A 15,313-nucleotide genomic window follows, 5' to 3' on the forward strand; every position below is an offset into this window, starting at 1 on the left:
GATAAAAGAAAGGACCGAACGTTTCCACGTTCAGTCCTCTATGTGCCACCCAAGTATCCGTTCAGGTATAAACGATGACGCTTATCCGAATGGCATTATCCTGTTTTAGGAGGGCTTCAATCGTTAGGCTGCTGTGGGCTTGTTACTGCTTAGCTTCAATATGCCCTTCGTTCGCAACAATACAGATTGGCTTACCCGTTACAAACTTGCCTGACAATATATCTTGAGCCAGTGGGTTTTCCACATATTGCTGGATGGCACGTTTTAGCGGCCGCGCACCAAATACTGGGTCAAAACCCGCTTCGGCAATAAGATCCAACGCACTCTCATCCAATTCCAACTGGTAATCTCGCTCTTCTAAGCGTTTCACCAAGCGGGCGATCTGGATGCTGGCAATATTCTTGATATGCTCGGCACCTAATGGGTGGAAGACCACAGTTTCGTCAACGCGGTTGATAAACTCAGGTCGGAAATGCTGGCCAACAACCTCCATCACGGTTTGCTTCATACCATCGTAATCCAACTCACCGAAGTGCTCCTGGATTCGGTCCGAGCCCAAGTTAGACGTCATGATCACTACGCTGTTACGGAAATCTACCGTCCTGCCCTGACCATCGGTCAAACGTCCGTCATCCAGTACCTGCAACAAGATATTGAAGACATCAGGGTGTGCCTTCTCAACCTCATCGAGCAAAATAACCGAATAAGGACGGCGACGAACCGCCTCTGTTAAGTACCCACCTTCTTCGTAGCCGACATAACCGGGAGGTGCGCCGACCAAGCGGGCTACAGAGTGTTTCTCCATAAACTCCGACATATCAATCCGCACCATGGCGTCATCACTGTCAAACATGAAGTGAGCCAGAGACTTACATAACTCGGTTTTACCTACCCCAGTAGGGCCAAGGAATAGAAACGAACCAATCGGACGATTTGGATCCGATAATCCTGCTCGGCTTCGACGAATCGCATTGGCGACAGCATCGACCGCTTCATCTTGGCCGATAACACGCTTGTGCAACGCTTCTTCCATACGAAGTAGCTTATCGCGCTCCCCTTCTAGCATTTTGGCGACTGGGATCCCGGTTTGACGGGACAGCACTTCCGCGATTTCAGCGTCAGTCACCTTGTTCTTAAGTAGGCTCATCTCCTGCATTTCGGCTTGGGCAGCCAAATCGAGCTGTTTTTCAAGCTCAGGGATTTTGCCGTACTGCAGTTCTGACATCCGGTTCAAGTCGCCTGCCCGGCGGGCGATTTCCATGTCAGTACGCGCTTGCTCAAGCGCTGTCTTGATATGCTGAGTGCCAGACAAAGCGGCTTTCTCGGCATTCCACACTTCTTCTAACTCGGCGTATTCACGCTCTTTTTTGTCGAGCTCTTGGCGCAGATCGTTCAAACGCTTCTGACTGGCATCATCACTCTCTTTTTCCAGCGCCTGCTGCTCGATCTTAAGTTGGATGATACGGCGCTCTAGGCGATCAAGGGATTCCGGCTTGGAATCTATCTGCATGCGGATGCTTGAGGCTGCTTCATCAATCAGATCGATCGCCTTATCCGGCAGTTGGCGATCCGAAATATAGCGGTGCGAAAGGCTAGCTGCGGCCACAATAGCTGGATCGGTGATCTCTACATGGTGGTGCAGCTCATAACGCTCTTTCAGGCCACGCAAAATCGCTACCGTGTCTTCTACAGTAGGCTCATCCACCAGCACCTTCTGGAAACGGCGCTCAAGCGCAGCATCCTTTTCGATATATTGGCGGTATTCATCCAATGTCGTAGCACCGACACAATGCAGCTCACCACGGGCCAACGCGGGCTTGAGCATATTCCCCGCATCCATGGAGCCTTCACCTTTACCGGCACCGACCATGGTATGGAGCTCATCAATAAACAGGATGATGCTACCTTCTTCCTGCGATAACTCATTCAGTACTGACTTCAAGCGCTCTTCAAATTCACCACGGTATTTAGCACCGGCAATCAAGGAGCCCATATCCAATGAAAGTACACGCTTATGGCGCAGGCCTTCGGGCACCTCGCCATTTACGATGCGCTGTGCCAAACCTTCGACAATCGCTGTTTTACCTACCCCAGGCTCACCGATGATCACTGGGTTATTCTTGGTACGGCGCTGCAATACCTGAATGGTGCGGCGAATTTCATCGTCACGGCCAATAACAGGGTCGAGTTTGCCCTGCTCTGCTCGCTCGGTCAGGTCAATGGTAAATTTTTCCAATGCCTGACGATTTTCTTCCGCGTTAGGATCATCGACATTCTGGCCACCACGGACTTTTTCAATTGCCTGCTCAATTTTGGCTGCGGTCAGGCCTTTCTCTTTCAATAGCTGACCTAGCGGGCCTTTGTCGTCCACTGCCGCCAAGATAAATAGTTCAGACGAGATATATTTGTCTTTGCGTTTCTGGGCCAGCTTATCGCACATGTTGAACAACATGCCCATACCATGTGATAACTGGACATCACCGCCAATACCGCTCACTTTTGGCAGGCGATCCAATAGCTCGGACAAACCAGAGCGCAATTGGGCGATATCAACATTCAATAGGGTAAGAAGTGGCCGGATGGTACTGCCATCCTGATTCAACAGCGCCACCATCAAGTGGGCTGGTTCGATATACTGATGGTCCCGTCCCAATGCTAGCGATTGAGCATCAGAGATTGCCATCTGGAATTTGCTAGTAAAACGGTCAAGACGCATAAGTCCTCCTATCTTCTCTCACGATAAGATATGGTGGCCTTGCTCCCACTTTTCAAGCCAAATATTCCTCTGTCAATTTTCATACTGTCGATTTCCTGCATTATTTCAATGCATTCCGTATTAGCTGCGCAGGATAAACCTCCAAATTTTACCATTCATCGTACCCTTTATTGAACTGAGATACCGAATGACATACCATTTAACGGTACACCATACCATATCGAGGAAGCACTCATGAACAAGCAACAGATCTCCACTTGCGTAATCGCCCTTGCAACCTTAATGGCCTCATCGACGGTATTGGCTCAGCGCGATATTCAGGAAACCCGCCAGCAGGCGCGACAGGAAGCCCGCATCGAATCTAGGACAGAAGCCCGTATCGACAACCGTCGCAATGCGGTACCGAATAACAGCAATGTCATCATCATTAACAATGCCATGCTAAGAACCGTTAGCTACAAGGGTGTTGTATTGCTGCATGACAGTATTAACCAACGCTTCTACCGAGCTGTTGGCAATGGCTATGAAACGTACACCGTGCCTTACGGTGCCCAAGTCGTCGAATTGTCACCCGCTACGCCAACCCAAATAACACTGATCCAATAACATCAAGATATAAAAAAGCCCTGCACAGGCAGGGCTTTAAAGGAAGCAAGTAAGATTGAGATGAGGCTACTCCAACCAGATCAAGGTTGCCTGGCGACCAGTCACCCCATCACGCCGATATGAGAAAAACTTCTCGGCATCGGAAAAGGTACAAGCATCACCGCCAAATACATCATTCACAGACACACTCGCCAACCGCTGGCGTGCCAGCAGATACAAATCAGCCAACCACTTTTCGCCATGTGGCTCAAAGCCTTGAGCGGCATCTGGATCATGGGCAAGGAACTGTTCACGTACCTCCCCCCCTACCTCGAAGGCCTTGGGGCCAATAGCCGGACCTAGCCAAGCCATGATTTCCGAGCCCGGAACTGAAAACTGAGCAACAGCCTGTTCAATAATACCGTCAACCAAACCACGCCACCCGGCATGAACCGCTGCCACCTGATTGCCTTGGCGATCGCACAGGATCACTGGCAGGCAATCGGCCGTCATCACTACGCAAGGAAGGTGTTTCTGTGCAGTATAACTGCCGTCAGCATCCAACACCTCGGCGCTTGGTTGCTTAAGGTTGACCACATCAATGCTATGGGTCTGATTCAACCAGACCGGTACAGTCTCCAGACCGAGTTGCTGCTGTAACCACTGGCGGTTTTGCAATACGACCTCAGGGTCATCCCCAACATGGTTACCAAGATTCAAGCCTTGGTACGGACCAGTGCTATTACCGCCTTTGCGTGTTGTCGCAATGGCTTTCACATTGGCTGGAGCCGGCCAGTCGGGAACAATCCACATATCAGTATTCTTCCTCTTGGTGCTCTTCTTTGTCTTTGCGCAAGATGCTGATCATCGCAACCATATCAATCGGTAATGGTGCACGCCATTCCATCAACTCACCCGTAATAGGGTGTTCCAGGCGAAGCATACGGGCATGTAGTGCCTGGCGATCGAAAGCACGAAGAGCCTGAATCAACTCATCAGAGGCATTTTTCGGCGGACGTGGACGACCACCGTAAATAGCATCACCGATCAATGGATGGCTCAGGTAAGACATATGAACACGGATCTGGTGGGTACGGCCCGTTTCAAGACGTAGAATGATACGGGTATGCTCACGGAAGTGCTCGGCTACACGGAAGCGGGTGATTGCCGGCTTGCCAAACTCACTCACCGCCATACAAACACGCTTGGTAGGGTGACGGCCAATAGGCTTGTCTACCGTACCACCACCTGTCATCTTACCCATAGCAATCGCTTCGTACTCACGGGTGATACGGCGCTTTTGCAGTGCGCGGACAAGGCGGGTCTGCGCCTGAATCGTTTTTGCTACCACCATAAGACCAGTGGTGTCTTTATCCAGACGGTGGACGATACCGGCACGCGGCACTTCGGCCAAAGCCGGGCAATGATGAAGCAGCGCATTCAGTACAGTACCATCCGGTGTACCTGCCCCAGGGTGGACAACAAAGTCACGCGGCTTATTGATAACAATAATATGCTCGTCTTCGTGTACAATATCCAACGGGATATCTTGAGCTTCCCAGCGGACTTCGTCCTCGATCTCCGCCTTGATAAACAGCTCTTCACCGCCCATCATTTTCAAACGTGGCTTTGTCGTGACTTCCCCATCGACGGAAACCATGCCATTTAGGATCCACTCTTTGATCCGTGAGCGGGAATAATCGGGGTATAATTCAGCGATAACCTGATCAAGGCGCAAGCCAAGTTGACTATCATTTACTGTATTTGTTAACTCTATCTGCTGTGCCATAGCGAACTTTTTTAAAAAGCGTGGGACTAAACGTCAAACGCTGCGTAAAATAACATAATAGTGTCATTGTATCTGTTAACGGCTCAGACCGTAATGGATCCGCCGAAATAAAATTATTTATCAAGGAAACAGTCGCCGCAATGAAACGCCTGACTCTATCGTCTCTTCTTGCCGTCGCCATACTTTCAGGCTGTTCAAGCACGGAAGAAGTGGTACCGGACGTACCGCCATCTGAACTTTATGCCACTGCCCAGCAGGCCCTGCAAAGCGGTAGCTGGACAACCGCCATCGAACGTCTGGAAACATTGGATTCCCGTTACCCGTTCGGCGCTTACTCTGAACAGGTTCAGCTTGATCTGATCTATGCCTACTACAAAAATGATGATCTTGCTTTGGGTGAAGCAACGATTGATCGTTTCAACCGCTTGAACCCTGCCCATGAGAAAGCTGACTGGGTATTGTATATGCGCGGTCTGACTAGCATGGCGCAAGACCGAAGCTTTATGCATGACTTGTTCAATATCGATCGCCACGATCGCGATCCAGAACCTGCCCGTAAAGCATTCCGTGACTTCAAACGCTTACTAGAGCGCTACCCGAACAGTCGCTATGCGGCCGATGCGCAGGCACGTATGGTCTTTTTGAAAAACCGCCTGGCTGACTACGAGCTAGCCGCAGCCGACTTCTACCTTCGTCGTGAAGCCTGGGTTGCTGCCGTCAATCGCTCCCAGCTTATTCAGCGCGAGTACCCAAATACTGAAGCTGCCCGTAAATCTCTGTTGATTATGGAAAGTGCCTACGAAAAACTCGGCTTGAGCGAGCCGCTGGAAAACACCCGCAAGCTTATCGCACTCAACCCAGTTTAATAGACAGGTCTCCGACCATAAAAAAACAGCAGCCTTATGGCTGCTGTTTTTTTTATGAATCTCGGTAATCATTATCGAAGCGCTAATGACAAGCTGGTCAATTTTAACTCAAGTGATTGTTATAAATCGAATAAAGTCCCTGAATAGCACCAGCCACCAGCGTTCGTTCTTTCCTCATACTGCCCCAACTTTCTATCCGCCGACAAGCACTTTCTTCAAACTTTTTTGCAACAAGCAAAGCTCGATCACAGAATTTTTCTGGACAATATTTTAACAATGCAATCGTGATCTGGGTCACATTATTGATTCCTGAATTTAGTAATCTGAAGTCAACCCAACGAAGGGTAGCAAAAGAGGAAAGATAATTATGACAGTAGACATTACCGGCAAAAACCTTGATATCACCCCTGCTATCCGTGAGCGCATTGAGTTTAAATTCAAGAAGTTAGAGAAGTATCAGGTTCCACTCATCAGCAAACACGCTGTTATCAGCACCGAGCCAAACCGCCAATTTAAAATTGAAGCATCTGCTGCTATTCCGGGAGGTCAACTAGTCGCCTCAGCAGAGCATGACGATATGTACGGTGCGATTACTGAGGTATACCAGAAGCTGGAACGCCAACTGAACAAACAAGCTCACAAACCAACGGCACGCCGTGCAAGCCACAGCAACAAGCCGCAGATTGAAGAAACAGAAGCCGAAGAAGAAGCATAATTATTCAAGAGGATTTTATAAACAGCCCTGCCTAGCAGGGCTGTTTAGTTTCTGCTTGACAACCCTTGCTAGGCTTAATAATGTTGAACCATACCTAACTCAAATTCATAACATTTAGTATTTTTGCAAATGACCCAACTGTTTTTCTTTAGCTTCTTTTTTATGTCACCTTAGTGGGGGCTATTCGTTACGCAAGAAACAAGCTAAAGACGAACAGACAGCCTCCTTCACCAAGGGGGCTTTTTTGTATGAATAAGACAGGGAGCGACAATGACAGAACCGCAGTATTCGCTGGACGAGATCCGAACCAACGTCAGCCGTATCGATAACGAAATTTTAAAGCTGCTTGCCGAGCGCCGCCAGCTTAGCCTCGAAGTCGCCAAGAGCAAGATCCAAACCGCCAAGCCGGTGCGTGACCAAACCCGCGAGCAAGAACTATTGCTCCGCTTGATTGAAACCGGTCAGTCTCTGCAGTTGGATGCCCAGTACGTCACCCAGATCTTCCATACCATTATCGAAGACTCCGTCTTGTTCCAGCAGGCCTTCCTGCAAAAGATCGCCAACCCAGAGAGCTTGCAACCTGTCGCCCGCGTCTCCTTCCTCGGTGCCAAAGGCTCATACTCCAACTTGGCCAGCCGTAGCTATTTCAGCAAGAAGCAAACCAAACTGGTGGAGATCAGCTGTTCGACCTTCCGCGACGTGCTGCACACGGTAGAAATTGGTAATGCCGACTACGGCGTGCTGCCTATCGAAAACACCAGTTCAGGCTCTATCAACGAAGTCTACGACTTGCTCCAGCACACCAGCCTATCGATTGTCGGCGAGATCAACCAACCCATCGAGCACTGCCTGCTAGCTGCGGTTGATACCAAACTGGAAGATATCGATACCCTATACTCGCACCCGCAACCACACCAGCAGTGCAGCGAGTACCTGCATTCAATGGGCAATATCACCCAGGAGTACTGCTCGAGCACTGCAGAAGCGATGAAGCAAGTGGCTGAACTCAAGCTACCGAACGTGGCTGCTATCGGTAATGCCTCAAGCGGCGAACTGTATGGGCTGACTCCAATCAAGACCAATATTGCCAACCAGCAAGAAAACTACACCCGCTTTATTGTCGTCGCCCGCAAGCCAGTGGAAGTCACCTCGCTGATCCCAGCCAAGACCACCCTAACCATGTCGACGGCGCAGAAAGCCGGTTCGCTGGTCGAGTGCCTGCTGGTGCTGCGTAACCTCAACATCAATATGACTAAGCTAGAATCGCGTCCGGTGATCGGTAACCCGTGGGAAGAGATGTTCTACGTCGATGTCGAAGAGAACCTCAAATCAGAAGTGATGCAGGAAGCATTGGAAGAGCTAACCCGCCTGACCCGCTTTATCAAAGTGCTGGGCTGCTACCCGAGCGAGAACGTCAAGCCGGTTGACCCAGAGACGGGTGATTTGATCTGATCATTTAGTTCAACAAGCTACTCCATTGTTTGGCGGCTTGTTGCTAGGTGGGATTCCAAAACCTAACCGCCAAGGACGGCGGTTTGGAGCGACATGGATGTCTTTATGCGTTTTTGGAATTTCATCTCGCAACAAGCCAAGTTTAGCTAGCTAAAAACAAAAAGCCCATGCACTGTGAAGTGCATGGGCTTTGTTGTTCTTGTCGAAGGCGCTCTGCTTAGCGTCCTGACGAGGTACGGTGAGTCGAGTCGTTCGCCTGTCTAAGTAATCCCTGGCTCTCGGTTAAAAAATGCTGGGCGTAATCCCCAAACCAATTTTCAACCCGGCCAAAGGCCTGCTTGAACGTCTCTTTGTCTTGGTTATCCAGCATCTCAATCGCTTCGCCAAAACGTTGGTGGAAACGCTTGATCATTGCGATGTTCTGCGGTGACGACATAATGATATCAGCATATAGCTGGGCATCCTGAGCAAACAGACGACCAACCATCGCTAGCTCCAAGCGGTAGATCGGCGAGCTCAGTGACATCAGTTGCTCAAGCTTCGGATCTTCCTCGGCAAGGTGCACCCCATACGCAAAAGACGTAAAGTGGCGCAGTGCCTGGATCAAGGTCATGCCTTCATCGTGCTCGATGGCACTAATGCGGTTGAGGGTCGCGCCCCAAATCTGGATCTGCTCCAGCAACCACTGATAGCTTTCTGGGTTACGGCCATCACAGTAGGCCACAACCTGCTTGGCCAAACTAGCAATGTCAGGACCAAACATTGGGTGCAAGCCGACAACCGGACCACGATGCACTTCCAACATGGCTTGCAACGGGCCACTCTTCACCGATGTCAGATCGGCAAGGATACAGTCTTCCGGCAGGTTGCCCAGTTTAGCAATAATAGTTTCGGTGATATTGATCGGCACCGATACCACTACCATACCGGCATCGGCCAGCAGTTCATCTGCCCTATCCCAGTCTTGGCTACCTAGTTTGCGTACCTGATAACCCGACAGTTCAAACAGACGGCAGAACAAACCACCTAGTTGGCCGTGACCACCGACAACCACAATCGGACGCAGTTCGGGCTTGAGGCATTTGAAGCCAGAATCATTTTCACTCGCATAAGACTCACGCATGGTACGGCGCAGGATATCTTCGATCAGATCCGGCGGTACGCCTTTGTTTTCAGCCTCCTGGCGACGAGAAGCGAGCATTGCCGCCTCACGGTCAGGGGCATAAATCGGCAAGCCATGCTGACTTTTTACATGGCCGACCTCTTCGACCAGTGACAGACGGCGAGCAAGCAGCTCAACCATCTGGCGGTCGACATCATCAATTTGATCTCTTAGTTTACTCAGTTCAGCAACCATCTATGGCTCTCTGCTTTAGGTGGCGAAATTAATCTTCAACGCGCTCTTGAAGGAATGGCGTTAGCTCCTGGTGTGTATGGCGAAGCAGGGTATCTGTCGACGCCCAATCGATACACGCATCGGTGATAGACACACCGTAAGCCATTTCTCCGCGCGGAAGATCCGCACTCTGGTTTCCTTCGTTAATGTGGCTTTCCAGCATCAAACCGATAATAGACTTATTGCCTTCGCGGATTTGGTGGATCACATCTTCAGCAACCAACGGCTGACGACGGTAATCCTTGCGGGAGTTAGCATGGCTACAGTCTACCATCAGCGAAGGAGAAAGACCTGCCGCATTCATCTCGTTTTCACACTCGGTCACAGAGACAGAATCGTAGTTGGTCTGTTTACCGCCACGCAGGATAACGTGACCATCTGGGTTACCTTGGGTATTCAAAAGTGCAACCTGACCATCGCGGTTAATACCCATGAAACGGTGGCCTGATGCCGCAGCCTGCATTGCATTAATCGCCGTACCCAAGCTACCGTCAGTACCATTTTTAAAGCCAACCGGCATAGACAGACCACTCGCCATTTCACGGTGAGTCTGGGATTCCGTAGTACGCGCACCGATAGCCGCCCAACTGAACAAATCGCCTAGGTACTGCGGGCTGATTGGGTCAAGGGCTTCAGTCGCTAGCGGGATACCCATTTCAACTAGGTCAATCAAAAGCTGACGACCAATGTGCAGACCTTCTTCCACTTCGAACGAACCATCAAGGTGCGGGTCATTGATAAGGCCTTTCCAACCTACCGTTGTACGCGGCTTTTCGAAGTAAACTCGCATCACAATGTACAGCTGATCACTCAACTCTTCCGATAGTGCTTTGAGCTTCACCGCATAGTCTTTGGCGGCTTCAACATCATGGATTGAGCACGGGCCACATACCACCAGCAAACGGTGATCACGTTTGTGGATGATATCGGCAATCGTCTGGCGAGATTCACGAATAAAGTTCAGGGCATTGTCACTCACCGGCAGTTTGCTACGCAGCTCTTGTGGGGTGATCAGTACCGACTCATTTTCGATGTGGACGTTGTTCAACTGGTCTTTTTGCATGCGGGCTTCCCTGTAAACTAATTAATACAAAACTAAAAGAAAAAACAGGACTGCCCTGTTGTTAGGCTGAAGATAGCAGGCTTAAGGTGATAATTGCAACCTCTGTAAAGAAAAAAATCCACTGTAAATTTAAATTTACATCGTGAGCTTTTTTGGCGGTATCCAGCAAAGCCAGTTACCATAATGGCAATCCCCACTCGCACTCCCTATGGCAATGGAACTAATTTTTTCTCTCTTACAGCAACTCAGCGTGTACCTGGTACTGGCCTATCTACTCAGTAAAACCCCGCTGTTCATGCCCCTGACTTCAATCTCAGGCCGGTTATCACAGCGCTTTACCTGCTACATCCTGTTTTCCCTCTTTTGTATTTTAGGCACTTACTTCGGATTACACATAGAAGATGCCATTGCGAATACCCGAGCGATCGGTGCTGTGATGGGGGGATTACTCGGCGGGCCCGTGGTTGGCTTTGCTGTGGGATTAACCGGGGGCCTCCACCGCTATACCCTTGGTGGGTTTACCGATTTAGCCTGCGCAATATCCACCACGGCCGAAGGGCTGATTGGCGGGATCATGCACAGTTACTATGTCCGCCGCGGGCAGGCTGACCAGATCTTCCGCCCACAGGTGGTCTTTATAATTACCCTGGTAGCCGAAATCGTCCAGATGCTGATCATCCTTGCGGTTGCCCAGCCGTTTGAGAAAGCCCTCGGCCTTGTCAGCGCGATTGCACTGCCAATGGTTATCGCCAACTCGGTGGGTGCTGCGTTTTTCATGAGCATCATCCAAGACCGCAAAACCATTTACGAAAAATACTCTGCTGCATTTTCAAGCCGCGCCTTGAAAATCGCCCAGCGATCAGTGGGGATCTTCAGCCAAGGCTTCAATGAGCAGAGTACCAAGAAGATCGCCAAGATCATCTATGAAGAAACCGGGGTCGGTGCCGTTGCCATTACCGACCGTGAGAAAATCCTTGCCTTTATCGGGATCGGCGATGACCACCATATACCGGGTACTCCAATCTCTTCCGGCTACACCCGCCGCGCCATTGATGGCTGTGAGCTGGTTTACGCCGATGGTTATGATATCCCCTACCAATGCTCACTCCATGAAAAGTGTAAGCTTGGCTCCGCCTTGGTGATCCCGTTGGTTGGTGGTAACCATGAGGTCCTTGGCACCATCAAACTCTACGAGCCAAAACGTAAGCTGTTCTCAACCGTCAACCTCACTCTGGGGGAAGGGATAGCCAAGCTGCTGTCCAACCAAATCCTGACAGGCCGCTATATCCAACAGCAAAACCTACTAACCCAAGCAGAACTGCGTTTGCTACAAGCTCAGGTAAACCCACATTTCCTGTTCAATGCACTCAATACCATCAACTCGGTGGTCAGGCGCGATCCAGATAAGGCCCGTCAGTTGATCCAGCACCTGTCGCAGTTCTTCCGCCGTAACCTCAAGCAAAATATCGAGACGGTGACCCTGCAAGAAGAATTGCAGCACATCCATGCCTACCTAGAAATTGAGCTGGCCCGCTTCTCCGACCGCCTCAGTGTTGAGGTCAACGTTGCTGATGAATTAATGACGCTGAAAGTCCCCACCTTTACCCTCCAACCGCTGGTTGAAAATGCGATCAAACACGGCACCTCATCACTGTTGGAAAATGGTAAAATCACTATCAACGGCTTTATCGAACAGGATCACGTTATCCTCGAGGTCGAAGACAACGCCGGGAACTATGCCCCCATTGGGGAAGAAAGTGGCCTTGGTATGAAGATTGTCGATAAACGCCTGAAAAACATGTTTGGTAAACAATATGGCCTGACCATGACATACCAAACCCACGAATGGACCCGGGCAACCATCACACTGCCTGTTGATACCCTCACACACCGTAACGGAGAACACGCGGCATGATTAAGGCCCTTGTCATTGATGATGAAAAATATGCCAGGGAAGAGTTGATCGACCTACTGGAAGAGAATGGTTCGATTGAGGTGATTGGAGAGTGCACCAATGCCATTGAGGCACTGAAGAAAATCAATGCCCTCAAGCCTGATGTTATCTTTCTTGATATCCAGATGCCGCAAATCACGGGTATTGAGATGCTAAGCATGCTTGACCCCGACACCATGCCAAAAGTGGTTTTCGTTACCGCCTACGACGAATATGCCCTCAAGGCATTTGAAGATAACGCCTTTGATTACCTGCTTAAGCCAGTGGAAACCTGCCGCTTAACCAAAACCATCAAACGCTTGGTAAGGGAATGCCAACCTGCCGACTACTCGCCACTAATCAATGACATGCTAGAGTTGATCCCCTGCAGTGGGCACAACCGGATCTTGCTGCTCCGCCCCGATGAAATCGAAACCGCTTATTCTGACTTGAGCGGTGTTCATGTCGTCAGCAGTGATACTAAGGCTACCACCCAATTGACGCTAAAAACGTTAGAGGAGAAGACACCGTTGATCCGTTGTCATCGCCAATATCTGATCCACCCCACAGCAATCAGGGAGATCAGGTTATTGGAAAACGGCCTTGCTGAAATTACTACTCTCAATAATCACCAAGTACCGGTCAGTCGCCGTTACCTCAAAGAGCTTAAAGACCGCTTCGGCTTAAGCTAAAACGTATTCGTCACCCGCCCCCTCAAAGCTCGGTCGGCGATAAAAACCTTGTTGCCAGAAGGAGGTGCATAATCCACCTTCTTCTCGGCAAAACTCACACGCCCCATTCCATTTAACCTTCTAGGCCAATTGTTCGAGCGACTTGTAAAAAAGTATTGCTTGAGGCTTGATTGGCATCCTGTCTGATAACTGACGTAGTCATTAGTAAATTGATATTCCAGCCTGTCTAAGTAGTTACCACATATCGTCCAAAAAGCCATACAAGCCTTTTTATACAATAACTTAACTTGTTTCATGGGAGCTTAATTTCGCCCGCAAAGCCCCGACAGAGATCACGGTTTTAAATTTTACCTACGACCACTTAATCCTCGGTAAAACCGCTCACCCAACTCGATAAAACCGCTTAATAGTCTTATCGACCACTCACCCTGCCATACAACCACTCACCCCTTTATCGGGTGAATATTGATACCAAGCGCGTAGGATGGCAGCTATCAAAATAAGTTTTGCGCAGTTGCCGAGGGTGTTGAGGCACGGAACGCAAAGCTAAACCAACCCACTCCAATAGGATTAGAGAGACAAGATATGGCCTGGTTTCTGATGTGTGTCGCAGCGCTGGTAGGTGGCTACTTCATCTACGGTGCATTTATTGAAAAGATCTTCGGTATCAACGAAAAACGCCAAACACCTGCCTTTAGCAAGCAGGACGGCGTTGACTACGTTCCAATGTCGAACAAGAAAGTTTACCTTGTTCAGCTACTCAACATTGCCGGTGTTGGTCCGATTTTCGGCCCAATCATGGGTGCACTGTACGGCCCGGCTGCGATGCTGTGGATTGTACTAGGTTGTATCTTCGCTGGTGCAGTACACGACTACTTCTCAGGCATGCTATCTGTTCGTAACGGTGGTGCGTCTGTACCAACCATTACTGGCCGCTACCTAGGCAATGGCGCAAAACACTTTATGAATATCTTTGCCATTGTTCTTCTGCTGCTAGTTGGTGTGGTCTTCGTTTCAGCGCCTGCAGGCATGATCACTAACCTGGTTAACGAGCAAACCGGTATGGGCATGTCGATGACAACGATGGTTGTTATCATCTTCGCCTACTACATCATCGCGACAATCGTTCCTGTTGATAAGATCATCGGCCGCTTCTACCCACTGTTCGGCGCGCTGCTAATCTTCATGTCTGTTGGCCTGATCACAGCTATCGCCTTCTCTAGCGAGCACACACTGCTTGGCGATTACGAGATGAGCCAGATGTTCACCAACATGAACCCGAATGACCTGCCGCTATGGCCAGCCCTATTCATCACTATCGCTTGTGGTGCAATCTCTGGTTTCCACGCGACCCAGTCACCCCTGATGGCACGTTGTATGGAAAACGAGAAGAACGGCCGTTTCGTATTCTACGGAGCAATGATTGGTGAAGGTGTTATCGCCCTTATCTGGTGTGCCCTAGCTCTGTCTTTCTTCGGCTCAGTGGAAGCGCTATCTGACGCGGTTTCCAACGGTGGTCCAGGTAACGTGGTATACAGCTCGTCTATCGGCCTACTAGGCGTATTCGGCGGTATCATTGCTTTCCTAGGTGTAGTTATCCTGCCAATCACTTCAGGTGACACAGCGTTCCGCTCAAGCCGCCTGATCCTGGCTGAATACTTCAACATGGAGCAGAAGTCACTGCGTAACCGCCTACTGATGGCACTACCACTGTTTGTTATCGGTGGCATCCTGACCCAAGTTGACTTCGGTATCATCTGGCGTTACTTCGGCTTTGCTAACCAGAGCACTGCAGTAATGATGCTGTGGACAGCTTCAGCTTACCTACTGCGCCACAACAAACTGCACTGGGTAACCACGGTTCCAGCTATCTTCATGACCACGGTATGTATTACCTTCATCCTGAACAACGGCCAGCTAGGTTTCGGCCTACCGATGACGGTATCAACCATCGCAGGTATCGTAGGTTCACTATCTATCGCCGGCTACGTCATCAAGCGCTCTAAAGGCAAAGGTGAAACTGACCTTGCAGACGAAGAGAACGTCGAAGGCAGTACTGAAACCGCCTAAGTTAAAGTTCCCCCTAATCGAGTAGGAGGAGGCCTC

General features: G+C 50.0%; 13 protein-coding genes and 1 other annotated feature. Of the genes, 7 read left to right on the forward strand and 6 right to left on the reverse strand.

The annotated features are described in order from the left end of the window. Positions 1–142 precede the first annotated feature (142 nt). Complete coding sequence (gene clpB, locus BIZ37_RS25400; protein ID WP_187463887.1) at positions 143–2,716, reverse strand: ATP-dependent chaperone ClpB; 2,574 nt, start codon at positions 2,714–2,716, stop codon at positions 143–145. Positions 2,717–2,950: 234 nt separating this feature from the next. On the opposite strand from clpB, the gene BIZ37_RS25405 reads away from it, so the two are divergent. Further along, positions 2,951–3,322 carry a hypothetical protein gene (locus tag BIZ37_RS25405; protein ID WP_187463888.1) on the forward strand — a complete coding sequence of 124 codons (372 nt, stop codon included), beginning with the start codon at positions 2,951–2,953 and terminating at the stop codon, positions 3,320–3,322. Between the two features lie 66 nt (positions 3,323–3,388). Here BIZ37_RS25405 and pgeF read toward each other — a convergent pair whose 3' ends face one another. Together pgeF and rluD are read right to left on the reverse strand one after the other, a co-directional pair. Continuing rightward, on the reverse strand, positions 3,389–4,114 hold the full coding sequence (gene pgeF / locus BIZ37_RS25410; RefSeq protein ID WP_187463889.1) for a peptidoglycan editing factor PgeF: 726 nt from the start codon (positions 4,112–4,114) through the stop codon (positions 3,389–3,391). Between the two features lies 1 nt (position 4,115). Next, on the reverse strand, positions 4,116–5,090 hold the full coding sequence (gene rluD / locus BIZ37_RS25415; RefSeq protein ID WP_107300782.1) for a 23S rRNA pseudouridine(1911/1915/1917) synthase RluD: 975 nt from the start codon (positions 5,088–5,090) through the stop codon (positions 4,116–4,118). Between the two features lie 140 nt (positions 5,091–5,230). On the opposite strand from rluD, the gene bamD reads away from it, so the two are divergent. Continuing rightward, entirely contained in the window at positions 5,231–5,956 is a 726-nt protein-coding gene (gene bamD, locus BIZ37_RS25420; protein ID WP_039468674.1) for an outer membrane protein assembly factor BamD, read from the forward strand. A gap of 103 nt (positions 5,957–6,059) precedes the next feature. On the opposite strand, the gene BIZ37_RS25425 is transcribed toward bamD, so the two are convergent. Further along, complete coding sequence (locus BIZ37_RS25425; RefSeq protein WP_187463890.1) at positions 6,060–6,254, reverse strand: hypothetical protein; 195 nt, start codon at positions 6,252–6,254, stop codon at positions 6,060–6,062. A 69-nt stretch (positions 6,255–6,323) separates the two neighbouring features. On the opposite strand from BIZ37_RS25425, the gene hpf reads away from it, so the two are divergent. Together hpf and pheA are read left to right on the forward strand one after the other, a co-directional pair. Then, positions 6,324–6,671 carry a ribosome hibernation-promoting factor, HPF/YfiA family gene (hpf, locus tag BIZ37_RS25430; protein WP_107300783.1) on the forward strand — a complete coding sequence of 116 codons (348 nt, stop codon included), beginning with the start codon at positions 6,324–6,326 and terminating at the stop codon, positions 6,669–6,671. Between the two features lie 125 nt (positions 6,672–6,796). Next, positions 6,797–6,919, forward strand: a sequence feature (Phe leader region). A gap of 22 nt (positions 6,920–6,941) precedes the next feature. Next, positions 6,942–8,123, forward strand: a complete 1,182-nt coding sequence (gene pheA, locus BIZ37_RS25435) for a prephenate dehydratase (RefSeq protein ID WP_187463891.1) — start codon at positions 6,942–6,944, stop codon at positions 8,121–8,123. A gap of 217 nt (positions 8,124–8,340) precedes the next feature. Here pheA and tyrA read toward each other — a convergent pair whose 3' ends face one another. Both tyrA and BIZ37_RS25445 read right to left on the reverse strand, forming a co-directional pair. Continuing rightward, positions 8,341–9,480, reverse strand: coding sequence for a bifunctional chorismate mutase/prephenate dehydrogenase (tyrA, locus tag BIZ37_RS25440; protein ID WP_187463892.1), 1,140 nt, complete (start codon positions 9,478–9,480; stop codon positions 8,341–8,343). A gap of 28 nt (positions 9,481–9,508) precedes the next feature. Continuing rightward, entirely contained in the window at positions 9,509–10,582 is a 1,074-nt protein-coding gene (locus tag BIZ37_RS25445; RefSeq protein WP_187463893.1) for a 3-deoxy-7-phosphoheptulonate synthase, read from the reverse strand. Positions 10,583–10,796: 214 nt separating this feature from the next. Here BIZ37_RS25445 and BIZ37_RS25450 point away from each other — a divergent pair, with 214 nt between their 5' ends. The 3 genes from BIZ37_RS25450 (at position 10,797) to BIZ37_RS25460 (ending at position 15,277) form a co-directional block, all read left to right on the forward strand. Next, positions 10,797–12,497, forward strand: a complete 1,701-nt coding sequence (locus BIZ37_RS25450) for a sensor histidine kinase (RefSeq protein ID WP_187463896.1) — start codon at positions 10,797–10,799, stop codon at positions 12,495–12,497. After that, positions 12,494–13,207 carry a two-component system response regulator BtsR gene (btsR, locus tag BIZ37_RS25455; RefSeq protein WP_187463894.1) on the forward strand — a complete coding sequence of 238 codons (714 nt, stop codon included), beginning with the start codon at positions 12,494–12,496 and terminating at the stop codon, positions 13,205–13,207. Before BIZ37_RS25450 ends, btsR begins: the two co-directional genes overlap by 4 nt. A gap of 585 nt (positions 13,208–13,792) precedes the next feature. Next, positions 13,793–15,277, forward strand: coding sequence for a carbon starvation protein A (locus BIZ37_RS25460; protein WP_187463895.1), 1,485 nt, complete (start codon positions 13,793–13,795; stop codon positions 15,275–15,277). Positions 15,278–15,313: the final 36 nt, after the last annotated feature.

Origin of the sequence: Photobacterium sp. BZF1 (genome assembly GCF_014349205.1) — a bacterium.
GTDB lineage: Bacteria > Pseudomonadota > Gammaproteobacteria > Enterobacterales > Vibrionaceae > Photobacterium.

What these genes read in the sequence shown, in the direction of transcription:
- clpB (WP_187463887.1), bottom strand. Translation starts at nt 2,716, where the DNA reads ATGCGTCTTGACCGTTTTACTAGCAAATTCCAGATGGCAATCTCTGAT.
- BIZ37_RS25405 (WP_187463888.1), top strand. Translation starts at nt 2,951, where the DNA reads ATGAACAAGCAACAGATCTCCACTTGCGTAATCGCCCTTGCAACCTTA.
- pgeF (WP_187463889.1), bottom strand. Translation starts at nt 4,114, where the DNA reads ATGTGGATTGTTCCCGACTGGCCGGCTCCAGCCAATGTGAAAGCCATT.
- rluD (WP_107300782.1), bottom strand. Translation starts at nt 5,090, where the DNA reads ATGGCACAGCAGATAGAGTTAACAAATACAGTAAATGATAGTCAACTT.
- bamD (WP_039468674.1), top strand. Translation starts at nt 5,231, where the DNA reads ATGAAACGCCTGACTCTATCGTCTCTTCTTGCCGTCGCCATACTTTCA.
- hpf (WP_107300783.1), top strand. Translation starts at nt 6,324, where the DNA reads ATGACAGTAGACATTACCGGCAAAAACCTTGATATCACCCCTGCTATC.
- pheA (WP_187463891.1), top strand. Translation starts at nt 6,942, where the DNA reads ATGACAGAACCGCAGTATTCGCTGGACGAGATCCGAACCAACGTCAGC.
- tyrA (WP_187463892.1), bottom strand. Translation starts at nt 9,480, where the DNA reads ATGGTTGCTGAACTGAGTAAACTAAGAGATCAAATTGATGATGTCGAC.
- BIZ37_RS25445 (WP_187463893.1), bottom strand. Translation starts at nt 10,582, where the DNA reads ATGCAAAAAGACCAGTTGAACAACGTCCACATCGAAAATGAGTCGGTA.
- BIZ37_RS25450 (WP_187463896.1), top strand. Translation starts at nt 10,797, where the DNA reads ATGGAACTAATTTTTTCTCTCTTACAGCAACTCAGCGTGTACCTGGTA.
- btsR (WP_187463894.1), top strand. Translation starts at nt 12,494, where the DNA reads ATGATTAAGGCCCTTGTCATTGATGATGAAAAATATGCCAGGGAAGAG.
- BIZ37_RS25460 (WP_187463895.1), top strand. Translation starts at nt 13,793, where the DNA reads ATGGCCTGGTTTCTGATGTGTGTCGCAGCGCTGGTAGGTGGCTACTTC.